We start from the raw sequence: 23,596 nt of genomic DNA, 5'->3' as shown, positions 1-23,596 counted from the left end.
CCACGGGCTCTGCTAACAGCCGTCTTTGACGGATGGCTTACAGTTTGTTGAACGTTTTATGATGACTGGCCGCGCAGCCGATTCTGCGCGGCGAAAAAAGTGCGATAAATACGGAAAACCGGCATTTAATATTATTTATCAGGGGCTTCCTGTTTTTGGCCTGCCTTGCTACTTGCTGCTGAACAGCTTTCGCCAATCAACCTCGACGTGCGGCCTCGATGGCGGCGACATCGATTTTCTTCATGTCCATCATCGCGTCGAAGGCGCGTTTGGCCTCCGCGCCGCCGGCGGCCATGGCGTCCATCAGCACGCGCGGCGTGATCTGCCAGGAAACGCCCCATTTGTCCTTGCACCAGCCGCAGGCGCTTTCCTCGCCGCCATTGCCGACGATGGCGTTCCAGTAACGGTCGGTTTCTTCCTGGTCTTCGGTCGATATCTGGAACGAGAATGCCTCGCTCTGCTTGAAGACCGGCCCGCCATTGAGGCCGATGCAGGAAACGCCTGCCACGGTGAACTGCACCGTCAGCACATCTCCCTTCTTGCCGGAGGGATAGTCGCTCGGCGCATGGTGAACGCCGGTTACCGCGCTATCGGGAAAGGTTTCGGCATAAAATCTGGCCGCGGCCTCGGCATCCTTGTCGTACCAGATACAGATCGTGTTCTTTTCCATTTGTGTGTTCCTCCCAAATTGAAATCGTCGTCATGCCGGCACGGAAATTCGCCGGCCATTGCCGGTTCCCCATTCGGTATAGAATGCGACCATGCGCCGAACGTTCCCAAAAAAACGGCGGCGAGAAAAAACCGGCAGGCAACACACTGCCACGGTATCTGCAACTTCAGATGACGAACATCAACTCTATCCTTAAATATTATTTAAGAATGTAATCATAATATTCACGAATGATTTTGAATAGGAATCATCCCTTTCCATCGGAGAAACGCGCGTGAGTATTCTTGATCGTGGTGCCAATGCTTTCGCGGTTCTCGCCGCGCTTTCCAAATCCCAGGCCATCATTGAATTCGATCTTTCGGGAAAGATTCTCACGGCTAACGAGAACTTTTGTCGGGCGCTCGGTTACGAGCTTTCGGAAATCGTCGGCAGGCACCACAGCATGTTCGTGGAACCTGCGGTCGTGTCCTCGCAGGATTACAAGGCCTTCTGGTCCAAGCTTTCGGCCGGCCAGTTCGATCAGCGGCAATATAAGCGCATCGGCAAGGGCGGCCGGGAAGTCTGGATCGAGGCGTCGTACAATCCGGTGTTTCGTCGCGGCAAGCCGGTGAAGGTGGTCAAGATCGCCACCGATATTACCGACCGCAAGCTGAAGGCGGCGGAAGATGCGGGTAAGATCGATGCCCTGTCACGGGCGCAGGCCATCATCGAATTCTCCCCGAACGGCGAGGTTTTGACCGCAAACGAGAATTTTCTCGCCGCTCTCGGTTATTCGCTGGCGGAAGTGCAGGGCAGGCACCATTCCATGTTCTGCGAACCGGCCTATACGCAGTCGCCGCAATATAGGCAGTTCTGGGAAAGGCTGGCCGGCGGCGATCTCGTGGCGGACGAGTTCATGCGGCTTGGCAAGGGCGGCCGCAAGGTCTTCATTCAGGCGTCCTATAACCCGATCTTCGATCTCAACGGCAAGGTGTTCAAGGTCGTCAAATTCGCGACCGACGTGACCGGCCGCGTCGAAAACGTCGAAAAGCTGGCGCAGTGCCTCACCGATCTGGCCGAGGGCGATCTTGCCCAGAGCATCGACAAACCCTTCATCCCCTCGCTTGAAAGATTGCGCACGGATTTCAACGCGGCTTCGGAAAAGCTGAAAAGGGCCATGACGCTGGTGTCTGAAAATGCCGGCGCCATTTCTTCCGGTTCCAACGAGATCAGGTCCGCTGCCGACGATCTCGCCAGACGCACGGAGCAACAGGCCGCCTCCATTGAGGAGACGGCAGCCGCGCTCGAAGAAATCACCACCGCCGTCAACGATTCGAGCCGCCGCGCCGAAGAGGCCGGCAAGATCGTCGCCCGTGCCCGTGACCATGCGGAACATTCGGGCCAGGTGGTGCGCGATGCGATCGGCGCCATGGACCAGATCGAAAAATCATCGCGCGAGATTTCCAATATTATCGGCGTGATCGACGAAATCGCCTTCCAGACCAATCTTCTGGCATTGAATGCAGGCGTGGAAGCCGCCCGCGCGGGTGAGGCGGGCAAGGGTTTTGCCGTGGTTGCGCAGGAGGTTCGCGAACTCGCGCAGCGTTCCGCAACGGCCGCCAAGGAAATCAAGAGCCTGATCAATGCCTCCGGCGCGCAGGTGGAAAACGGCGTCGGTCTCGTCACTAGGGCGGGTTCGGCCCTGCAGGAAATCGCCGAGCAGGTGCGGGATATCAACACCAATGTCGTGGCGATTGTCGATGCCGCGCGCGAACAGTCCACGGCGCTTGCGGAAATCAATCAGGCGGTCAACACCGTCGATCAGGGCACCCAGCAGAACGCCGCCATGGTCGAGGAGCAGACCGCCGCAAGCCACAGTCTTGCGCGGGAAGCGGCGGCCCTGTTCGAACTTCTCGGGCAATTCCGGTTCGAGGACGCTCCGCGCTCCTCCGCCTCCGCGCGCAGCGGCTTCGAGCAGCAATCCGCGCCGGTGAACTCGCATCGCAGCGCATCCCGTCCGCTTGCGGCGCGCGGTTCCGCTGCGGTTGCCGTCAAGCATGAGGAGTGGCAGGACTTTTAGGGGGAGGCCTCAGCAAGCCGAGCCAATCACGCCAACGTCATCCTCGGCCCTGTCCCGAGGATCTGCAACGTATTGATTTTATTCGACGTGATTAGATCCTCGGCACAGGGCCGAGGATGACGTCGAGAGAATGTTGACCCTCCATTATTGACTTGAAAGGGCTGCCCGCCGTCCGCGCCCCATCCGATGGCGCCAGCCCATTCGATGTTCGATACGTGATGACAAGCCGGAAAGCTGGGCATATCTTCCGGATTGGCCGATAATCGTCACATCGCGTCTGGAGTTTTCGGGGATTTTCGCTTGGCAGGGATATCGACAAGCCGCATGGCTCTGGCCCTGTGTCTGCTGACCGCAGCCTTCGGCGCGGCGCAAGCCGAACAGCCCGCCGGGGGGAAAACCGCCTGCGCCTATACCCATGATGTCGCGCCGGACCTGTGCATCAATGCCGGCAGTTACAATAACGATCTTTGTCATGCCATCGAGGTGCTCGCTGCCCGCCATGCCGTTCCGCCGGATTATTTCGCCCGGCTGATCTGGCGGGAAAGCCTGTTCCGGCCCAATGCGGTCAGTCCGAAGGGGGCGGAGGGCATTGCCCAGTTCATGCCGGGAACGGCGCGGTTGCGCGGTCTCGAAGACAGTTTCAACATCATCGCCGCGCTTGAGGCTTCTTCCCGATATCTCTCCGAATTGAACGTACAGTTCGGCAATTTCGGCCTTGCCGCCGCAGCTTACAATGCGGGGGAGGCGGGCTTGCGGAACTTCATCGCCAACGGCCGCCTGCCCACCGAAACCCGCGATTATGTGTTCGCGATCACCGGTTATCCGGTGGAGACATGGAAGGACAATCCGCCTGAAAAGGCGGCGCCGGCGCTGGATGACAACCGTTCCTTCCTCGATGCCTGCGTGCGTCTCGCCGACACCCGCACCATGAACGATCCCGTTCTCATTGCATCGGCCGACTGGGCGCCCTGGGGCGTGCAGCTTGCGGCGCATTATAATCCGGCCGTGGCGAACCGGCTTTTCACCCGGGCGATCCTGCAGCTTTCGGAACCGCTGAATGCCGAGCGGGCTTTGATCGTGCGGCAGCGGGGCGGGAATTTCGGTTCGCGGCCGCGTTATGCCGCCCGCATCGGCCGGGAAACCAGAGCCGAAGCCAATGCGCTTTGTGGCGATATCCGGCGGGCGGGCGTTCCCTGCACCGTGTTCCGCAACAGGTGAAAACGGCGCCGGACCGGTAAATCGTCCTCCCGCAACAAGGCTGATCATAACAAGTTGATCGGCTTTGCGGCCGTTCCATCTTTCCGTGCAAAATGATCGTGCCTAGATTTACCCCCGGGCGCTGGCCGACAACCGGGGCCGGTGACGTTTTGTAGGGAATGGTCTGGAAATGAGATGGCTTGAAAGAGGATGTCTGGCGGCCGTGCTGGTCGTCGTTGCGGCGTGCACCAGCGCCGGCGAGACGGAGATTTCCCGCACTGTCGCAGGTTTCGTGGGGCAACCGCGCGAGGCCGCAATCGCCCGACTCGGCCGCCCGAACAAGGTCATCATCGAAAACGGCGAAACCGAATCCTACTGGCTGAAAGTAGACAGGGAGATTTATGCCGGCCTCAGCAACAGGCGCGAAGTCAAGACCGTCGACGGGCAGGCGCAGGTCTCGGAAACCGAGGGCATGAAGATCAAGGAACATCGCCGCGACTGCATCATCAAGATAACCGCGGATGCCGCCTCCATCGTCAGGACGAGCGAGATCATCGGCAATCCGGCCAATTGCGAAAACCTTCTCGATCGGCAGGCTTCCTGAGGAACCGCTGTCGCGGCCGTTCCGTTTGCCGAAGCCTCAAAGCTCCATCTTGATGGTCAGCATATATTCGGTGCCCTTCGCCCGGTCACGCGTGCGGGAGACTTCAAGCGTGACCTTGTCCAGCTTGTGCCCAAGGGTTTCCTTGATGGTTCCTCCCGGCGTATCCTCGCGCCGGAACGAGGTGTCGCCGTAACCGACGCCGATTTTGCGGGTAATGGCGCTTTCCGTGTAGGTTCTTCCGAACATGGCGGAAGCCTGACCGCTGCGCACTGTCGTTTCGAAGCCGCGGGATTCGAGGTCGCGATAGGCCGAGGCGGCAATCGAATTGTCCGAACTGCTATAGCTGCCGCCGGCGCTTATTCTGGCGAGGCGATGGCCGTCATGTTCCAGGGAAAAATTGCCGTCGGCCGAAGGTCCGAAACGACCGCCGTTCATGGCGTCCTTATAGGTGAAGCGGAAGCGGCCGCTGCGTGCGTCCACCTGATAATTATAGGAGGCGTCGCCGCTGCGGATCTGGATGCCCGGCGCCGGCTCGCTGCCGAGGATCGGCGAAACCTTGTCCGCGAACTGGAACAGGGGTTTGGTGACCTCTTCGAATTCCGACTTCGACAATGCCAGCGGCTTGCCATCCGGGTCGAACTTCCCGACCGCCAGGCACGGGCGCTGGTTGATGATGCTCTTGAGGGCAAAGACCGTGCAATTGTCGCTTGTCGTGCCGGCAATCGCGGCATGGACGGAATTGCGCAGGGTGTAACTACCGCAGCAGGAGAAGGCCTCATTGTCGAGGCTCGCATCGCGCGTATAGCCCGTAAAGACAATGCCGCTCGCCCCGTTGGTGAGGCCTGCATTGGCGAAATGCGGCCCGCTTTGCAGCGGAAACAGCTTCAGCCGGCTCTGGTCAGCGAGCGTTTTCGGGTTGGAAGGCGATGGAAGCGGCATTCTTCTTCTCTCCTGAAACACGGGAACGGTGCGCTTTTTTTACCATCGTAAATTGAAGCTGCAACCCTTAACTGTACCTCGTGAGATATGCCGTTTCTGTGGATGAGAGCGACCGCTGTTGTTACTGTGAGCCTGTGCGCATATGTTGGAATACTCAATCTTGATTTCCGGGCAAGGCGGACAGGCGCATAATGACCTCCCAGTTGGATTTTTTCTCTCCCGCGGCAGCGCGGCTTCCGCAGGCTGAAAGAGGGCGAAAAGCCGCTGGTCGCGAAACGGCCCAAAAGACCGGTACGGACGATGAGGCCCTTGCCGCACATCTTGAATCCACCGGTAATTATCGTGTCCTGCGCCGGCTGCAGCCGCGCGCGGTCGTCGATCGGCCAAGGCCGGAGTTTGCCCGTCAGGGTGTGATCCTCGATACGGAAACGACGGGCCTCGACCATCGCACCGACGAGATCATCGAAATCGGCGTCATCGCCTTCACATTCGACGATAACGGCACAATCGGCGATGTCACCGGCATCTATGGCGGGTTGCGGCAGCCGGGTATCGCCATTCCCGAAGAAATCACCCGCCTGACCGGGATCACCGACGAGATGGTCGCGGGGCAGGCGATAGACATGGACCGGCTGACCTCCCTCATTGCCCATGCCGATCTGATCATCGCCCACAATGCCGGTTTCGACCGCCCCTTTTGCGAGGCCTTCTCGCCGATCTTCCGCGACAAGGCGTGGGCCTGCTCCGTTTCGGAAATAGACTGGCGCGCGCGTGGTTTCGAGGGCAACAAGCTCGGCTATCTGATCGGGCAATCCGGCTATTTCCACGATGGCCATCGCGCGGTGGACGATTGTTTCGCGCTGCTGGAGGTGCTGGAGCAGACGCGCCCTGGCAAGAGCACCACGCCCTTTGCCGAACTTGATGAGGCAAGCCGGCGCTCAAAAGTGCGCCTCTACGCGGAAAACAGCCCGTTCGACATGAAGGATCATCTGAAAAAGAGGGGCTATCGCTGGTCGGACGGTTCCGATGGCCGGCCGAAATCCTGGTGGGTCGAGCTGCCGGAGGAAAAGCTCAAAGAGGAACTGCATTTCCTGCGGACTGAAATTTACCGCTGGGACGCCGATCCCACCGTCAAATATCTCACCGCTTTCGACCGGTTCAAGGCCGGGTGAAGCGCGGGGTATTTCGGGTCCCCAGATTGCATACAATTTCTGCAATGAATCGAAAACAATCGCTGTAAAATTGGGCAGGTCCGCGCAAGGGTCTCCAAAGCGCAGAAAAATATCATTTTACATCAATGGCTAAGCCAATTGGCACGCCTCCTGCATGACAAAGACGTCGCAGGAGAGTGTTTATGAGCAAAGCCGCAGCAATCGACATCGCGTCCGTATCCAAGATTTACGGCAACACCACCGCCGTGCACGCGATAAGCCTGAAGATTCCGGCCGGGAGCTATTGCTGCCTGCTCGGCCCGTCGGGCTGCGGCAAGACCTCGACATTGCGGATGATTGCCGGGCACGAAAGCATCTCCAGCGGCGATGTCCGGCTCGGCAATACAGTCGTCACCGATCTGCCTCCGGCCCGGCGCGGCACGGCGATGATGTTCCAGTCCTATGCGCTGTTTCCGCACCTCGATCTCGTCGACAATGTCGCTTTCAGCCTCAAGATGAAGGGCGTGGACAAGGAAACCCGCCGGGCGAAGGCGCTCGAAATGCTGCGGCTGATGCAGCTGGAACCCTATGCCAGCCGCCGTCCGGCCCAGCTTTCCGGCGGGCAGCAGCAGCGCGTGGCGCTGGCGCGTGCGCTGATTACCGATCCAGAGGCGCTGCTGCTGGACGAGCCGCTTTCGGCGCTCGATCCGTTCCTCAAGATCCGCATGCGCGCCGAGCTGAAGAAGCTGCAGACCTCGCTCGGCATCACCTTCGTTCACGTCACCCACAGCCAGGAAGAGGCCATGGCGCTGGCCGATATCATCGTCGTCATGAATGACGGCCGCATCGAACAGGCGGCCACCCCGCGCGAGGTGTTCGAGCGTCCCGCCACCGCCTTCGTTGCCCGCTTCATGGGCGACCACAATGTCATTTCCGGGCGTTACCGGGAAAAAACGGATGATCTCGTCACGCTCGAAGTGGCGGGCGGCGGCACTTTCACGGCAAGCGGCGTCGCCCCGGATGACGGCGCGGTCGATATCGCCGTGCGCACCGACCGCGTCCGCGTCGGTGAAGCAGATCAGCCGGGTCTCGGTTTCACCGGCATTGTCTCGAATGTCGAATATCGCGGCGCAAGCGTGAAGATCGCAGTAACCGGCGCGGGTATCGAGGATTTCAACGTCATCCTCAGCGATGCCGCCTTCTTCGAAAATCCGGTCAGGACCGGAGACGCCATACCGCTTTCATGGAATGCGGCCGATGCCATCGTGCTCGGCCGGGTAGAGAAGTGACCCCAAAAATAACCAGAGGAGAACTTTGAAATGACCGATACCACCAACAGCAAAAAGGGCCTGTCCCGCCGCGGCCTCCTGAAGGCGGGCGCAGCCGCTACGGGTGCCGCAATCGGCTCCGGCCTCATCACCGGCTTCCCGACTATCTGGGCGCAGAACCCGATCACCATCCGCCAGTTCGGCACCGGTGTATCGAACCTCAACGCCATTGCCGAAAAGTGCAAGGCCGATCTCGGCATCACGCTCGAAATGACGGCGACGGATTCCGACGCCGCCGCCCAGCGCGCCGTCACCCAGCCGAATTCCTACGATATCGCCGATATCGAATACTGGATCCTGAAGAAGGTCTATCCGGCCGGCGTCATCCAGCCGATGGAAATCAAGAAGCTGAAATATTACGACAAGATCGTGCCGCTGTTCAAAAACGGCAAGCTGAAGCCGGACAGCGTTGTGGCGCAGGGCACGGCCCCGCACACCGTCGGTTTCGTCGAAAAGCCCGGCGACAAGACATTTGCGAAGGGCGAGACCGATTATTTCACCATGGTCCCGACCATCTACAATGCCGATACGCTCGGCATTCGCCCCGATCTCGTCGGCCGCGATATCTCCAGCTGGGCCGATATCATGGACCCGAAGTTCAAGGGCAAGACCTCCATTCTCAACATCCCCTCCATCGGCATCATGGATGCGGCCATGATCATGGAAGCCATGGGCAACATCAAATATGCCGACAAGGGCAACATGACCAAGGAGGAGATCGACAAGACCATCGACTTCCTCATCAAGGCGAAGAAGGACGGCCAGTTCCGCGCCTTCTGGAAGAGCTTCGACGAAAGCGTCAACCTCATGGCCTCGGGCGAAGTCATCATCCAGTCCATGTGGTCGCCCGCAGTCGCCGCGGTCCGTTCCAAGGGCATCGCCTGCAAATACCAGCCGCTGAAGGAAGGTTATCGCTCCTGGGGCGGCGGTCTTGGCCTTGCAAAGCACCTCTCGGGCGCGAAACTCGATGCGGCCTATGAATATATCAACTGGTACACCTCGGGCTGGGTCGGCGCTTACCTCAACCGCCAGGGTTATTATTCCGCCGCCATGGAAACGGCCAAGGAGCACATGACCGCCGACGAGTGGGGTTACTGGGTTGAAGGCAAGCCGGCGCAGGGCGATATCATCGCGCCCGACGGCAAGGTCATGGAAAAGGCCGGCGCGGTACGCGATGGCGGCTCCTTCGAGGAACGCATGGGCAAGGTCGCGTGCTGGAACTCCGTCATGGATGAAGACCGCTACATGGTCCGCCGCTGGAACGAATTCATCGCGGCCTGATGTCCTGAAAAGACGGCACCGGCGGTCAATGCCGCCGGTGCCTGCCCATAAACAGCGAAAGGCTTCATGATGGTGACGGTCAGACTCATCGGCGTCAGCGACAAAAAGGACAGGCCGCCCCGCAGCTTCGCGCTGCCGCAAAAGCTCGTCTCCTATGTTCAGGCCGCACCGCTTTTGCTGATCCTCGGCTTTTTCCTGGCTCTGCCGATCCTCATGATCGCCGTCGTCAGCTTCTGGGATTACGATTTCGCCCAGATGTATCCCGATTTCGTGACCTTCAACTATCTGGAAACGCTCGGCTCCTGGGTCACCTGGCAGACCTATCTCAACACCCTGAAATATGCCGCCATGGTCTGGGCGATCACGCTGTTCTGCGGTTTCTGGGTCGCCTATTTCCTCGCCTTCCACATTCGCACCACCACCATGCAGATGGTGCTCTTCCTCGTCTGCACCGTGCCCTTCCTGACGTCGAACATCATCCGCATGATTTCCTGGATTCCGGTGCTTGGGCGAAACGGCCTCGTCAACAGCGCCCTGGTCGGAACCGGTATCATTCCCGAACCGATCGAATGGCTGCTTTATTCGGATTTCGCCGTGGTGCTCGCCATGGTGCATCTCTATACGCTGTTCATGGTCACGCCGATCTTCAACACGCTGATGCGCATCGACAAATCGCTGATCGAGGCGGCGCGGGACGCCGGCGCGACGGGCTGGCAGACGCTCGGCAACGTCATCATTCCGCTTGCCAAGCCCGGCATGGCGATTGGCAGCATCTTCGTCGTGACGCTTGTCATGGCCGATTTTTCCACGGTTCAGGTCATGTCCGGCGGCCAGAGCGCCTCGGTGGCGCTGATGATGAAGAACCAGATGTCGCTGCTGCAATATCCGGCCGCCGCTGCGAACGCCGTCATCCTGCTCATCCTCGTTCTCCTGATGGTCGCGGGCATCCTGCGCATCGTCGATATCCGCAAGGAGCTTTGATCCCATGCATCAGGAAAAACGCGGTCGCGAATTCTATATCCTCGCCTTCTTTTTCGCCCTCTTCGTGCTGTTCCTCTACGGCCCGCTGTCGGCCATCCTCATCCTCGCCTTTCAGGGGCCGAATGGCGGCCTGACTTTCCCGTTGAACGGCGTTTCGCTGCACTGGTTCGGCAATCTCTTCGAACAGCAGGCCGTCGGCGATTTCGGCGGCTCCTTCCGCCGCTCCTTCGCTCTTGGCCTGATGGTCATGGCCGTTACCGTGCTGGTCTCGCTGCTGGCGGGCCTTGCCTTCCGGCGCAAATTCATCGGTGCCACGCCGTTGTTCTATCTGTCGGTCGCAAGCCTCGTGGTGCCGTCGATCATCATTTCGCTCGGCATCGGCGTTCTGTTCCAGCAGCTCGGGCTGGAGCCGTCATGGTATACGTCCGCCTTCGGCGCGCATCTCACCTGGACGCTGCCTTTCGGCGTGCTCATCATGCTGGCCGTCTTCAACCGCTTTTCGCCGTCCTATGAGGAAGCGGCCCGGGATCTCGGGGCATCCTCGTGGCAGACCTTCGCCCATGTGGTGCTGCCAATGATCGCGCCCAGCCTGATCGGCGTCGGCCTCTTCGGCTTCACGCTTTCTTATGACGAGTTCGCCCGCACATTGATGACGTCAGGCACCTACAACACGCTGCCGCTGGAAATCTACGGCATGACCACCAATGTCACGACGCCGGTGCTTTATGCGCTCGGTGCTGTTACAACCCTGTTTTCCTTCCTGGTGATCGCGGCCACGCTCGGCCTGATCGTCACGCTCAATCGCCGCCATTCGCGCGGATAAAGAAACGTAAAATGCGCATTCTCGTCATCAATCCCAACACCACGCAATCCATGACCGCGACCATTGCCGACGCCGCGACGCGGATAGCCGGCCGCGATACGGACATACTGGCCGTTACCTCGTCCATGGGCCCTGTCTCCATCGAAGGTTATTACGACGAGGTTTTCGCCGTGCCCGGCCTGCTGCTGGAGCTGGCAAAGGCGCCGGCGCTCGGAGCCGACGCGGCAATCATCGCCTGTTTCGACGATACCGGGCTCGATGCGGCCCGGGCTCTCGCCGATATTCCTGTTATCGGCATCTGCGAGGCGGCGGTCTCCGCCACCGCCTTCATTGCGCAGAAATTCACCATCGTCACGACGATGGAACGCTCGCGGCTGCCGCTGGAACATCTCGTCCACCGTTATGGCATGTCCGCCCGCTGCAATGTGCGCGCCGCCGATATTCCGGTTCTGTCGCTGGAAGACCCCGCCTCGAACGCTCGTGAAAGGCTGCGCGAGGAAATCTCGCTGGCCCTGAAAGAGGACAGGGCGGAGGCGATCGTGCTCGGCTGTGCCGGCATGGCGGATCTTGCCGCCGAACTGCGCCATGAATTCGGCGTGCCGGTTGTCGATGGCGTCGCGGCGGCCGTCAAGCAGGCGGAATCGTTGGTGTCCATGGGGTTGTCCACCGCCAAGCGCGGCGCTTATGCCACGCCGCTCGCCAAGCCCTATCGCGGCTTGCTGGAGCCATTCCGGCCGGACAGGCTCTCCGGGGCATCGGCAGACGGCGGAGACGTTCTCACTGCTTCTGCCCATAAAACGACGAAGGCGAGCTGATAGGCCAGATCGCGCTGGACGTTCTGCAATGCTAGGTCGCTCAGAACTATTCTGGGTCCGTTTCTTTGCAAGATGTTCAACCGCTCGGCCCTGGCGAGTATGGCCGTGACATGGGCGCGGCTGACCCCATAGGCGCGCGCCGTCGCCTTGCGAGAGAACACGCAACCCGTCGCATCGCACGCGTCTGTCTGTGCGGCGGACAGCAGGTCCAACAGGATCAGGAAACCCGGCGCATGCCCAAGAAACATCCGCATTTCCTCCGAGAGAAAAGGCAAATCCTGCGCGTGCCGCAGAAACCAGCTCACGCCGTCGATAAGCACGCCCGTTCCGATGGCTTCCTCCGCAGGCCTCTCCGTTGCCGGGAGGGTTTGCCACGGCGAGGCCGCGACGCAATAGGTGCTGGCAAGCGTCTCGATTGCCGAAACAATCCAGCCGTTTAGCGACCATGGCCGCTCGCGGTTATCGTCGCCGGGCGGGTGACGCTGTGCGGTATTTTCCAGTTCCAGCCAGTCGATCAATGCGCGGGTCCTGCGGCTGGATGCCCAGCCGGGTGGAACGACGACTGCCTGAACCGCCGCCAGCGTAAATTGCCCGCCATGGACCGATGCGATGCCCACGGCGCACATGACGGTGGCGAATGCGCCGAAGTCTCCGAGCGCACGGACGAGGCGCTGCTCCTGTTTGAAGGCGTTCGATAGGTGGGTGCAAAGATAGGCGACAGCATCACCAAAGGCACCGTCGTTCAGGATTCGGTTCGCAAGTAGGTCCAGCCTCTCTCGAAGCATGTCCGGCCGAGGCCGGGCGAAGTCCCTCTTCGGGTGCGTCTTTGAAGCTTGGGCGCCTGCTGTTCCGGATACCTTTCTCCCGTGGTTTTTTGCTCATCGCTACTTTATGGCGAATTCGAAAACGTGAGTTCTGTTCGCTGACGACGGCCGTGCAGGGCAGTCGTTACAGCCGAAAGGTTCCGCTCCGTAAGATGCGTGCATTTTGTTGCACTCCCCCGAGGCCCCGTTGAGCGGTATTAAAAAATACTCTCATAAATTGAATGTTAAGGGGCGCGTAAAAATGTGTTCCCTTTTGAAACGGTTTGCGGGAGTAACGCTGACAATAGCGTTATCTGCTGTTTTTATTGCATAATTTAATGAAGTGTCGGATGTGGAATCTTTCGTCCATTTGCCCCGAATGCAATCTTTGATGGTTGCTTTTTAGGTCTTGACGATGTTGCAGACGATGCGTCCGAAACCGCCTGATATCCGAATGTTACTGCCATGTCTCCGGCACGGTCGGCAGCGATGCCGGGCGGCGCATGGAGCCCGTCATGCCTTTTATTCATCCCCAATTCTCCAGAGGAGGTTGAAATGATGCAACTTAAACACGTTGTTTTTGCCGGCCTTGCGGCCTTCGCAATGCAATTCGATATTCCATCCATGGGCCAGCCGGCCATTGCGAACGCGGCCACCCTCACCGCCGAGCAGACGGCGGCTTTCCAGTCGAAACTGGAACAGGCGGAAGCGAGCCGCGAGCTGCTCGGCCGCCGATCCGTGTGCCTGATGGAACATCTGACGGCCCAACAGCAGCTCAGCGCCGACCGCGAGAAGGCGCTAGGGCAGGCCATGTACCTGCAGATCGAGCTGGAGCGGCAGGTGGTGCAGTCCGAAACCAGCGTGAAGGGCTATGAGGAGCTGGTTCAGTCCGAAAACGAGAACGTCAAGGCGCGCCAGGCCACCTTCGAAAAAGCCCGAAAGGAAAGGGACGAGCAGGCCAAGCGAGTAAAAATATGCAGCGGCGTCCTCTTTTTTCTGCCGGGAATTTGCCAGGCCGGTGACGCCGCGGTGAAGGCGCTGGGCTGGATGAATGATGCGGAGCGGGAATACCGGACCGCGCAGCCACGGCTGGACAATGCCCGGGCGGCTCTTGAAGGCGTTCGCAACCAGCTCGAAAACAATCGCCGCCAGCTTGCGGCGGCACAGCAGAGCCACGCGGAAAACCAGAAGGCGGTGAAAACTCTGGAGGAGCAGATCACCAAGCTCAAAGCGGCGATCTCCACCATCAACGTCAAGGTTCAGGACTTCAACATTCAGGTCGGCAACTTCACCAGCGCTCTGAAGGAAGCGAGCGAGGTCAATCCCGACGACGCGAAAATACGTCAGGTTACGCGGCTGTCCGCCGAGATCGACGGCCTGACCAAAGACGTGCCGCAGTTCATTTCCTCCACCGAGGCCGGACTGCCGGACGACGCGAAGAAGCAGTGCGGATCGTGAACGATCAACCCCCCCAAAAAAAGACTCTCCGTAACCACCCATCAACAGGAGCATGAAAATGAACAATGTCGTGACTTTCGAAAGCCGGACCGCACAGATCAACAGCGCGATCGACGCCGGCGTCGATGCGATCGTTTCGCAACCGAATTTCAGCCTTCCCAAGTCGGATACGGCGCTTGTCCGGTCCTATGTCGATAAGATCCAGGGAACCTATGATGTCGAGCGCGCCAAGCGCGACACCGACAATGCGATCGACCTGCTTTACATCGCCTATAACACGACGCCGCAGGAAAACGGCGATATTCGCGTCCGCATCAGCGCGATCATGAACAGGCTGATCACGTCGCAGCAGAAAAGCGAAATAGTCATGAAGAACGCGATGGCGACGGCCACCCGCATCGGCCTGTCCATCGCCGATCTTTTCCCGGACTGGCTCGACGTCAGGGAAGAAAACGATCAGACCGAAATCAAGGCATTCGTCTCCAACGATCTGATAAAGCTCGCAACGAGTATCCGGGATAGGGCGCTCGGCGTTCGAGACGAGCTTCTTGCCCTTGCTGCGACCTATGACGCGATCATCAGGGACACGGCGCAAACCACGGATATGAGCGAAACGGCCTTGAGCAAACGCCTCGCCGATAAAGCGGTGATGGAACGGGAAATCCGGGAGGCGGACGCGCGGCGGGAACAGCTTGAATCGCTCGTCAACGATCTCAAGGAACAGGTTGCGGCATTCGAAAAGAAGGCCCGGGAATATGAGCAGCGGGCCAATACGGCCGAGCAGCGTGCTTTTGTCATGTCGATCGTCCGTGTCGGCGCGCAGATGATTTCAAGCGCAATTCCCGCCATCGCCATGGTGGCGGGCGGTCCCGCCTCCATGCTGGCCTCGTCGGTTGGCGGCGCGCTTTCGGGACAGTCCAAGGCCGGGCAGGATGCCGACGGGCAGGGGCAGGGCGGCGGCTCCCGCACCCCGTCCGGCGGCGGAAGCAAGGCGGATGCGGCCGCCAAGCAGAGTGAGCTTTCCGAAAAGAAAGCCGAGCTTCGCAAGAGCGAGGAAAAACGCGACGCTCTGAAGGGGGACGTCAAGTCGCTCGAGGACGCCAAGGCGAAGCTTGCGGAGGACGCGGAGAGCGCGGATCCCAAATCGAGCAAGGCCGTCGAGCTTGCCGAACTCGACAAACGTCTGACCGCCCGTGCAGCGGAGCTGAAAGCGCAGGAGGAAAAGGTCGCCACGCAGCAAACCCTGATTTCCAGCCTGCAGGCCTCGCTCGATGCCTTAACCCAGGGGCTGGGCAAGCTTACCGAAGAGCAGCAGCAGCAGGCGTCGAGCCTGCGCGAAATCCAGATGCAGATGATCGACAAGGCGGAGGCCTATGAGAAGGAACGCCGTACCCAGGCGGCCGAACTCATCAGGATCAACGCCCTCCTGAAGGGAAAGCAGGCCGAGGATGACAAGATCAAGCTTGCGGTGCAATCGCTCAACGTCAGCATTTCGGCGCTGAAACGCATGAAGGAAATCGTTGAAGAAATCGCCTTCTTCTTCAAGGGCTTCGCCGATTTCATGCAGGCGGTTGCAGATGATGCCCAGCATCAGATCACCGGCATCGAAAATGTCGCCGGGCAGGAGACGCTGCGAAAGAACCGCTTTGCGCAGCTCATCCGCTCCGTCGACGAGTTCTTCGTCCGGCAAACCGCCCAGTGGCATGCGGTGCTGATCGTCTCCGACCGTTTCAACCGCAGCTTTGCCGAAGGATGGTCGAAGCTGAACAAGTTGCAGGGCACCTATATCCCTAGCGAAGCGCTGCCGGGCTATCTGGCAGGGATCGCGGAGAAGCTCACCGCCATCGTCGCCGAACGCGAGGCCGCTGCGGACGCAAAAATCGCGTCGTTGCAGGCCTATCGTCAGGATCTGGGCAAGACCGCCTGATCCCGTGGGAGCCTGCCGCTCCTGTCCCGGCCCGGCAGGAAGCGTATCCATGGTCCCGGCCGAACACGTCCCCTCGGGCATGGGATCATGGGCAATGTCCTGCCGGTGCATATGCCGGCAGGACGGCCAACACCACCCAGACCTCAACACCCAGCAGATGTAATCAACGACGGGCACCCGGCTGTAACCCGTACCCTGTCATTTTCAACAAGGAGAAGACCATGCCAACAGTCAACAACCCTCCCGCCCTGGTGCCCCAGATAACCCCCGCCTGGTGCTTTGCCGCCGTCGAACAGATGGTGCGGGCCTATTACGGACTTCCCGCGGCGACGCAATACGTCATTGCAAGGCGCAACACCGCAGCACTCGCCACCGTCGATCCCGAGGTTCGCGAGCGCTGGGAACTGGCGGAGGTTCTGGATCAAACCGGCGGCATCAATGAACAGGCCGGCGCCAATCAGAACAGCAATATCGTCCAGCTGGTTTCCAGTCAGTGGAACGCCTTCGATCACGAAACGACCGGCGGCCACTTCGTCAATGGCCTGACGGCCGATATCGTCAGACACGAGATCGATAACAACCGCGTCTTCGTAATCGGAACGGAGTACCACTATTACCTCGTCTACGGCTACACCGTGAATGGCAAGGATCTCGAACTTCATATCCTCGATCCATGGCCAGCCGGGCGGGGCGGTGCGAGAACGCGGCTCGGCCTGCAGGAATTCCTTGGAATGCCGGCCCGCGTCGCCATCACCTTCGGCTAAGCCGCTAAGCCGAACACCAGCCGCATTTCCATCGATTGCCGGATTTATCCGGCGCCCAATCAACCACAGATCCCACCATGCTATCCTGCACGCCAACGTCCGGGAACAGGTGGTCCATGTCCAAAAGGAGATACACATGCCACTTCTTGGCAATTTCGTCGTCAAGCATATCCGGCCCTTCGGTGAAGCAGGCTATAATGCTTTCGGCAATGACCAAACCATCGAGTTCCTCTCAAGTCTCGGGCTCAGCGGCGGGGATATCGCCAGCATCTTCGCCGCTTGGCGTCTTGCGGCCCTGGCCGATCCCATGGGGCAGAGCAGCCTTCTCGTTGCCGCCGCGAATGGGCTGGCGCAGGCGCGGTGGGAATATCTCTATGAGACCCAGATGAGCACTGTCCTGTTCCTCGACGATGTCCAGCTTGAATCCCTCAGCCACCTCGCGCCGGGCGCCAACCAAAACTTCTCATGGCGATCCCCAACCCCCATCGCCGCCGCGGTGACCATCTACAACGGCAGCAACCGGCATCACATCATCTGGGATGCGACGGGCTTTTCCGGCGGCACCGATGAAAATGGCTGGATTTCGCACTTCACCGCATTGTTGCCCTCCGAGCGATAGGCCCTTCGCCGGATAATAACCAAAGACGCCGGGAAGTTTGCTAACTTTCCGGCGTCGCCACCGCCAGCCTCTTCATATCCCTGTCGTAATAGTGTCTGATACCGAAATCGTTTTGGGGCCGATAGTGTTGACGAACAGTCGTTGCACGCAGGGAGTTCTTTCGTGAAGTCGTCAACACAGGCAATGCCCACCGAAGCTGACAGCCACAAACAGGGAACGCCCAACGAAGTTTTCGCAGCTTTCCTGAAGCTCGGCGTCACCTCCTTCGGCGGCCCCATCGCCCATCTCGGTTATTTTCGCGATGAACTGGTCGTGCGGCGCAAATGGATCGATGAGGCCGGTTATGCCGATCTCGTGGCGCTCTGCCAGTTTCTTCCCGGCCCGGCCTCCAGTCAGGTGGGGTTTGCGCTCGGGCTGCTGCGGGCAGGCCCGCTCGGTGCGCTGGCGGCCTGGACGGCCTTTACCCTGCCATCCGCTATTCTCCTTCTTTTCTTCGCCATGGTTGCCGCCTCCATCGAAGGACCGGTCGGCGCCGGCCTCCTGCATGGGCTGAAAATCGTTGCCGTCGCCGTCGTGGCGCAGGCGGTCTGGGGCATGGCAAAAAGCCTTGCGCCGGATCGTGAGCGGGCCAGCATCGCGCTTGCCGGCATCGTCTGCGTCGTGTTCGTCGCAGGCGCCTTCGGGCAGATCCTGGCGCTTGCCGTCGGCGCGCTCGCGGGGCTTGTCTTCTGTCGCGCCGATGCCGCGCGGCAGGCCACCCATCTCGCCTTCCGGGTCCCGAAAAGTGCGGGATACATTGCGCTCGCCACTTTTGCCCTGCTTCTTGGACTGCTGCCCCTGCTTGCGGCGGTCGCGGCGTCACAGGGCCTCTCCTTGTTCGATGCCTTTTATCGCGCCGGCGCGTTGGTTTTCGGCGGCGGGCACGTGGTGCTCCCGCTGCTGCAATCGGAAGTCGTCGCCACGGGCTGGGTTACGGAAGATGCCTTCATCGCCGGTTATGGCGCAACCCAGGCCGTGCCCGGCCCGCTCTTCACCTTCGCCGCCTATCTCGGCGCGGTGGTGGGGCCGCAGCCCAACGGCGTTGCAGGTGCGGCGATCGCCCTTGTCGCGATCTTCCTGCCCGGCATGTTACTGCTCGTCGGCGCGCTGCCCTTCTGGGAAGGGTTCCGCAAGCACCTTCTGGCGCAGGCCGCCATGCGCGGCGCAAATGCCGCCGTTGTCGGCATTCTGGGCGCAGCGCTTTATGATCCGGTCTGGACAAGCGCCATCTTCACACCGAAGGATTTCACCCTGGCGCTCACTGGCTTCATCCTGTTGACGATCTGGAAAACCCCGCCATGGGCCGTGGTGGTCCTCTGCGCGGCCGGCGGCGTTCTGCTCGCCCTGGCGTAAAGCCTTATCCCGCAGCGCCGATGCTGTCGAACATCCAGTCGGAAAAGGCCTGCATGGCGGGTGTGGGAGGTTTCGATTGCAGCCGGGTCAGCCAATAGCTCCCGAGCGAAATGGTAACCGGAAAAGGCTGGATGATCGCGCCGGAGGCCAGATGCCGCGAAAACATCGATGGCGGCGCCAGCGCCACGCCCAGCCCCTGCAGGGCGGCCTCCATCATGCCCAGAGACGTATCGAAAACAATGCCGGCATTCACCTGCGCCGCGGGCTTCACGCCGGCCGCGGCAAACCAGTTGCTCCATTCATCGGCCCTGTAGCTGCGCAGCAGCGTCGCTTCCATCAGATCAGCGGGCGTTTTCAGCGCCTCCGCCAGTTTCGGCGTGCAGAGCGGGGAGAGAGGCGCCTCGAATAACCGAAAGGCATCCGTGCCATGCCAGGAGCCCTGGCCGAAACGAATGGCGAAATCCAGCCCTTCAGCCGCCATATCCACCCGGTTATTATTGGTTGAAACCCTGACATCGATGAAGGGATGCTGCTTCTGAAACGCCTTCAGCCGGGGCAGCAGCCAGCCCACGGCAAAGGTTCCCACAACACCCAGAAACAGCAATTCGCGCACCTGCCCGGCCTCGATCCGGTCGAGCGTCGTCGCCATCTGGTCGAAGGAACTTGTCACCGTCGGCAGCAGGGCCTCGCCTTCCGCAGTAATCTTCAGGCCGCGCGGAAGCCGCTGAAAAAGCGAAACGCCAAGCCGCTTTTCCAGCCCTTTCACCTGCTGGCTCACAGCCGCCTGCGTCACACATAATTCGATGGCCGCGCGGGTGAAGCTCAGGTGCCGCGCCGATGCCTCAAAAGCCCGTAAGCCGTTCAGGGGAAGAAATTGCCGAACCATTCAAGACCTAGATTTTCTTGTGTCTTCTCCGAGATATCATGATTTGTTCGTGCAATGTAGGCCGGTTAAACGTCTTTCGCTGGGAACGGCCCCCGGGCTGAAAATCCACCCTAGGTTTTGGAGAACGCGAAAGATGAAACTTAATCGCAGACATATCGCACTGGCCACTTTGCTTTCGACGGGCCTGTTCACGCAGGCGCTCGCCGCCGATGATGCGAAGCTGAAAGCGATAACGGATGCCGCGATCAAACCGGTCATGGAGAAAAACGGCATTCCGGGCCTTGCCGTTGGTATCAGTGTCGATGGCGAAAGCCACATCTTCACCTATGGCGTCATGTCCAAAAGCTCGGGCCAGCCGGTGACGGCGCAGACGCTTTTCGAACTCGGCTCCATCTCCAAGACTTTCACGGTCACCCTCAGCACTTATGCCGAAATGAATGGCCAGCTTTCGCTCTCGAGCAAGGTGGAAAATTATCTTCCCTCCATGAAGGGCAAGCCCTTCGGTGATGTCACGCTGATGCAACTCGGCACCCACACCGCCGGCGGCTTTCCGTTGCAGGTGCCGGATAACGTCAAGACGGAACAGCAGTTGCTGGCCTATCTCAAGGCCTGGAAACCCTCATACAAGCCCGGAACACACAGAACTTATGCCAATCCCAGCATCGGAATGCTCGGATACATCACCGCAAAGGCCATGGGCCAAAGCTTCGATGACGCCATGAAAGATACGCTCTTTCCCGCTCTGGGCTTGAAGAACACCTTTACCGTGGTGCCCGAGGCAAAGATGGCCGATTACGCGCAGGGCTATAAGCGAACGGGCGAGCCCGCCCGCGTGACACCGGCCGTTCTCTCTTCGGAAGCCTACGGCGTCAGATCGACAGCGGAGGATATGATCCGTTTCGTCAATGCGAATATGGGACTGGAAAAGCTGGACGGAAAAATCCAGCAGGCGCTTACCAACACCCATACGGGATATTTCAGCGTCGGCGCCATGACGCAGGACATGGTCTGGGAGCAATACGCCCATCCCGCACCGCTGAAGACATTGCGAGAGCTGAATTCCGGTGCCCTGCTCAAGACTGTTCCGGTTTCCGAAATCTCACCGCCCATGAAGCCGCGCCAGGATGTCTTCATCAACAAGACCGGCTCCACCAATGGTTTTGGCGCTTATGTGGCGTTCATGCCAAAGCAGAAATTGGGGATCGTTATTCTGGCCAATAAAAACTACCCCAATGAGGAGCGGGTTTCGGCGGCCTATGAGATTCTGACGGCGCTTGAAAAAGCGCGCTAATACCGTCGATCTGGTATCATTTTACCGGCGCGGGAGCTGATTGTTCCGCGCCGGAATGCGTAACAGTGGGAAACGGTCCGTTGCCGATGACAGGTGCAGCCGATCGCGCTAACGGAGAAACGATGCATCGGCTGCCGATTCGATCTCCGGAGGCGGGCGCAAATCATAAAAAAGCAAATCTTTTGCGCGGCGACGAACTGAAACCGGAAAACCCGGGAAGCGCGTGCCGGCTGTTTCCTGGGGGGACGACATGAGTGATACCGGTGGTTATTTTCCGCGCTGGCGACTGAAAACCGAAGGGCGCATCCTGCCCGATGAGCGTCTGCCTGCGGGCCAGACCGCGGTGCTCGGTCTTCAGCATGTCGTGGCGATGTTCGGATCGACGGTTCTTGCACCATTGATCATGGGGTTTGATCCGAACGTCTCTATTCTGTTTTCGGGCATCTCGACACTGATCTTCTTCATCGCCGTTGGCGGACGTGTCCCGAGCTATCTTGGCTCTTCCTTTGCGTTCATCGGACCGGTGCTCGTGGCAACGGGTGCAGCCGCGGGTGCGGCGAGTCCTGATATCGCGCTGGCACTCGGCGGCATCATCGCCGCCGGTGTGCTTTATGCGCTGATCGGCGTCATCGTCATGATCGCCGGCCATGACTGGATCGAAAAGCTGATGCCGCCGGTTCTGACCGGCGCGATCGTTGCGGCAATTGGTCTCGTTCTCGCCCCAATCGCGATCGCAAGCGCTTCCGGCTCCGGTCCGGGCAATCCCGACGGCGACCAGCTGTCGCGTTGGATCGCAATCCTGACGGTCACATCGGTCGGCGCGATTGCTGTCTATGCGCCCGGCATGGCGCGCCGCTTGCCCATTCTTCTCGGCGGCGCGATTGCCTATATCGCTTATCTCGTGGTGGCGAACGGCCTCGGTCTCGGCAAACCGGTCGATTTTGCAGGCGTTGCGGCCGCATCGTGGTTCGGTCTGCCGACATTCACCGCGCCGGTATTTTCCGGCTCCGCGATTGCGCTGATTGCTCCGGTCGTCGTCATTCTCGTGGCGGAAAATCTCGGGCATATAAAGGCGATAGGCGCGATGACGGGACAGAACCTTGATCGTTATCTCGGTCGGGCCTTTATCGGTGACGGCATCGCGACGATGTTTTCAGGCGCTTTCGGTGGAACCGGCATGACGACCTATGCCGAAAATATGGGCGTCATGGCGATAACCCGCATTTTCTCGACGCTCGTTTTCATCGTTGCTGCACTGGTCGCCATCATTCTCGGCTTTTCGCCGAAATTCGGTGCGCTCATTCAGACCATACCGGGGCCGGTCATCGGCGGCCTTTCCGTCGTCGTCTTCGGCCTCATCGCGGCGACCGCCGGGCGGATCTGGGTCGAAAACAAAGTCGATTTTTCCGAACCGCGCAACCTCATCACCGTGGGTATCGCTCTGGTGCTGGGCGCCGGCAACTTCAAGCTCAATGTCGCGGGCTTCACGCTCGATGGCATCGGCACAGCGACAATCGGCGCAATTGCCTTTTACCATCTGCTGGGCCTCGGCAGGCGGGCGTCGGGCAAGTAATGCCCGCCGCCTGAACATTCACCATCTTGAGAAGTAGCATCGGTTTTCCCGGTGCTGCCGTGTTGCCATCTTCGCCGCATCTGATCCTGACGACAGGCGTGAGGCGGACGCCTGCCTGCCGGTTATTCGATCGTCGCGTAGTCCATGGCTCTGAGATCGTCGAGCAGGCCCGGTCCAGTCGGTATCCAGCCGAGTTTCTCCCGGGTGAGCGCGCTGGAGGCCGTAAGATCCATGGCGGCGAACAGGGCAAACCAGCCGAAATGGCCAGCGGCGTCCTCTTTGCCTATGGAAACGAGCGGTAGCCCAACCCTCTCGGCAACTATCCCGGCAATATCGCGCACCATAACGCCTTCTTCCGCCACGGCATTATAGCGAGCACCCCGCTCGGCCCGAAGGAGCGCCATCACGTAGAGCTTCGCCACATCGTCCACATGGCCGGCTGACCAGCGATTGCCGCCGTCCTCGACATAAGCGACGATGCCTTTTTCGCGCGACATCTCGATATAGGGCGAGATGAGGCCCTGCTTTACCGTGTCATGCACCTGCGGGAGCCGGATGACGCCGAGATTGACGCCCGCCCGCAATTGCTCCTGGCCCGCGAGTTCCGAGGCGATGCGCGGATTGAAATGATGCGTATCGAACACATCCTCACGGGCGGGTTCGCCATTGCCGGGATCACCCATGCCGACCCCTGAGGTGATGAGCATCGGCCTGTCGGAACCAGCCAATACGGCACCGAGCGCCGCGATCACCCGGCGATCCTTTTCGCAATTGGCGGCGAAATTCGCGAAATCATGGTCGAAAGCCGTATGGATGACGGCATCGGCAGTCTCTGCACCCCCGGCGAGTCTGGCCGCATCTTCCAGCGTTGCGATGTGGGCGGAAGCTCCAGCGGCCTGCAGCGCTTTTGCGCCGGCCTCCGAGCGGGTGAGGCCGATCACCTCATGGCCGTCGATGAGCAGTTCACGAAGAATCCGGGAGCCGATGAACCCGGTGGCACCTGTCAGAAAAACACGCATACAAAATCTCCCGCGT

At 60.0% G+C, this 23,596-nt stretch carries 21 protein-coding genes; 16 read left to right on the top strand and 5 right to left on the bottom strand.

From position 1 onward, the window contains the following. Positions 1-196: 196 nt before the first annotated feature. The gene (locus ACQZ5G_RS23160) at positions 197-670 is read right to left on the bottom strand and encodes a VOC family protein (RefSeq protein WP_004432877.1); all 474 of its coding nucleotides are present in this window, start codon (positions 668-670) and stop codon (positions 197-199) included. Positions 671-944: 274 nt separating this feature from the next. Between ACQZ5G_RS23160 and ACQZ5G_RS23155 the strand changes: the two genes are divergently transcribed. The 3 genes from ACQZ5G_RS23155 to ACQZ5G_RS23145 all read left to right on the top strand — a co-directional run bounded on the left by ACQZ5G_RS23155 (position 945) and on the right by ACQZ5G_RS23145 (position 4,530). Beyond that, positions 945-2,729: a methyl-accepting chemotaxis protein gene (locus tag ACQZ5G_RS23155; protein WP_448739045.1), complete on the top strand. Its 1,785-nt coding sequence runs from the start codon at positions 945-947 to the stop codon at positions 2,727-2,729. Positions 2,730-3,053: 324 nt separating this feature from the next. Then, positions 3,054-3,947, top strand: coding sequence for a transglycosylase SLT domain-containing protein (locus ACQZ5G_RS23150; RefSeq protein ID WP_004432883.1), 894 nt, complete (start codon positions 3,054-3,056; stop codon positions 3,945-3,947). A 169-nt stretch (positions 3,948-4,116) separates the two neighbouring features. Beyond that, the gene (locus tag ACQZ5G_RS23145) at positions 4,117-4,530 is read left to right on the top strand and encodes a hypothetical protein (protein ID WP_004432884.1); all 414 of its coding nucleotides are present in this window, start codon (positions 4,117-4,119) and stop codon (positions 4,528-4,530) included. Between the two features lie 36 nt (positions 4,531-4,566). Here the strand turns inward: ACQZ5G_RS23145 and ACQZ5G_RS23140 are convergent, their stop codons facing one another. Next, positions 4,567-5,469 (bottom strand): hypothetical protein, encoded by a 903-nt coding sequence (locus tag ACQZ5G_RS23140; RefSeq protein WP_004432885.1) that lies wholly within the window; start codon positions 5,467-5,469, stop codon positions 4,567-4,569. 191 nt (positions 5,470-5,660) lie between these two features. Between ACQZ5G_RS23140 and ACQZ5G_RS23135 the strand changes: the two genes are divergently transcribed. The 6 genes from ACQZ5G_RS23135 (at position 5,661) to ACQZ5G_RS23110 (ending at position 11,848) form a co-directional block, all read left to right on the top strand. Then, the gene (locus tag ACQZ5G_RS23135; protein WP_004432886.1) at positions 5,661-6,641 is read left to right on the top strand and encodes a 3'-5' exonuclease; all 981 of its coding nucleotides are present in this window, start codon (positions 5,661-5,663) and stop codon (positions 6,639-6,641) included. A 182-nt stretch (positions 6,642-6,823) separates the two neighbouring features. Then, positions 6,824-7,909 carry an ABC transporter ATP-binding protein gene (locus ACQZ5G_RS23130; RefSeq protein WP_443408570.1) on the top strand — a complete coding sequence of 362 codons (1,086 nt, stop codon included), beginning with the start codon at positions 6,824-6,826 and terminating at the stop codon, positions 7,907-7,909. A 30-nt stretch (positions 7,910-7,939) separates the two neighbouring features. Next, positions 7,940-9,229 carry an ABC transporter substrate-binding protein gene (locus tag ACQZ5G_RS23125; RefSeq protein WP_059758747.1) on the top strand — a complete coding sequence of 430 codons (1,290 nt, stop codon included), beginning with the start codon at positions 7,940-7,942 and terminating at the stop codon, positions 9,227-9,229. A gap of 69 nt (positions 9,230-9,298) precedes the next feature. Beyond that, positions 9,299-10,210 (top strand): ABC transporter permease, encoded by a 912-nt coding sequence (locus ACQZ5G_RS23120; RefSeq protein ID WP_004432889.1) that lies wholly within the window; start codon positions 9,299-9,301, stop codon positions 10,208-10,210. A gap of 4 nt (positions 10,211-10,214) precedes the next feature. Further along, on the top strand, positions 10,215-11,033 hold the full coding sequence (locus ACQZ5G_RS23115; protein ID WP_004432890.1) for an ABC transporter permease: 819 nt from the start codon (positions 10,215-10,217) through the stop codon (positions 11,031-11,033). Between the two features lie 11 nt (positions 11,034-11,044). Next, a complete protein-coding gene (locus ACQZ5G_RS23110) occupies positions 11,045-11,848 on the top strand; it encodes an aspartate/glutamate racemase family protein (protein WP_448739046.1) in 804 nt (267 codons plus the stop codon). On the opposite strand, the gene ACQZ5G_RS23105 is transcribed toward ACQZ5G_RS23110, so the two are convergent. Beyond that, positions 11,740-12,633, bottom strand: coding sequence for a hypothetical protein (locus ACQZ5G_RS23105; RefSeq protein ID WP_448739047.1), 894 nt, complete (start codon positions 12,631-12,633; stop codon positions 11,740-11,742). The two genes, ACQZ5G_RS23110 and ACQZ5G_RS23105, sit on opposite strands and share 109 nt — an antisense overlap. A gap of 573 nt (positions 12,634-13,206) precedes the next feature. On the opposite strand from ACQZ5G_RS23105, the gene ACQZ5G_RS23100 reads away from it, so the two are divergent. The 5 genes from ACQZ5G_RS23100 to chrA all read left to right on the top strand — a co-directional run bounded on the left by ACQZ5G_RS23100 (position 13,207) and on the right by chrA (position 18,811). Continuing rightward, positions 13,207-14,109, top strand: a complete 903-nt coding sequence (locus tag ACQZ5G_RS23100) for a hypothetical protein (protein ID WP_448739048.1) — start codon at positions 13,207-13,209, stop codon at positions 14,107-14,109. 58 nt (positions 14,110-14,167) lie between these two features. After that, positions 14,168-16,036: a coiled-coil domain-containing protein gene (locus ACQZ5G_RS23095; protein WP_004432893.1), complete on the top strand. Its 1,869-nt coding sequence runs from the start codon at positions 14,168-14,170 to the stop codon at positions 16,034-16,036. A gap of 221 nt (positions 16,037-16,257) precedes the next feature. Further along, positions 16,258-16,800 (top strand): hypothetical protein, encoded by a 543-nt coding sequence (locus tag ACQZ5G_RS23090; protein ID WP_448739049.1) that lies wholly within the window; start codon positions 16,258-16,260, stop codon positions 16,798-16,800. A 136-nt stretch (positions 16,801-16,936) separates the two neighbouring features. Further along, positions 16,937-17,419 carry a hypothetical protein gene (locus tag ACQZ5G_RS23085; protein ID WP_078053587.1) on the top strand — a complete coding sequence of 161 codons (483 nt, stop codon included), beginning with the start codon at positions 16,937-16,939 and terminating at the stop codon, positions 17,417-17,419. 183 nt (positions 17,420-17,602) lie between these two features. After that, positions 17,603-18,811 (top strand): chromate efflux transporter, encoded by a 1,209-nt coding sequence (chrA, locus tag ACQZ5G_RS23080; RefSeq protein WP_448739078.1) that lies wholly within the window; start codon positions 17,603-17,605, stop codon positions 18,809-18,811. Positions 18,812-18,815: 4 nt separating this feature from the next. Here the strand turns inward: chrA and gcvA are convergent, their stop codons facing one another. Next, positions 18,816-19,697: a transcriptional regulator GcvA gene (gcvA, locus tag ACQZ5G_RS23075; RefSeq protein WP_448739050.1), complete on the bottom strand. Its 882-nt coding sequence runs from the start codon at positions 19,695-19,697 to the stop codon at positions 18,816-18,818. Positions 19,698-19,830: 133 nt separating this feature from the next. Between gcvA and ampC the strand changes: the two genes are divergently transcribed. Further along, positions 19,831-20,988, top strand: a complete 1,158-nt coding sequence (gene ampC / locus ACQZ5G_RS23070) for a class C beta-lactamase (protein ID WP_448739051.1) — start codon at positions 19,831-19,833, stop codon at positions 20,986-20,988. 250 nt (positions 20,989-21,238) lie between these two features. Beyond that, on the top strand, positions 21,239-22,561 hold the full coding sequence (locus ACQZ5G_RS23065; RefSeq protein WP_448739052.1) for a solute carrier family 23 protein: 1,323 nt from the start codon (positions 21,239-21,241) through the stop codon (positions 22,559-22,561). 122 nt (positions 22,562-22,683) lie between these two features. Here ACQZ5G_RS23065 and ACQZ5G_RS23060 read toward each other — a convergent pair whose 3' ends face one another. Continuing rightward, a complete protein-coding gene (locus ACQZ5G_RS23060; RefSeq protein WP_448739053.1) occupies positions 22,684-23,580 on the bottom strand; it encodes an SDR family oxidoreductase in 897 nt (298 codons plus the stop codon). Positions 23,581-23,596: the final 16 nt, after the last annotated feature.

It is taken from the genome of Agrobacterium sp. 22-214-1, assembly GCF_053522465.1.
Note: the sequence above shows the minus strand (reverse complement) of the source record. Positions and strands in the feature narration are given on the sequence as shown.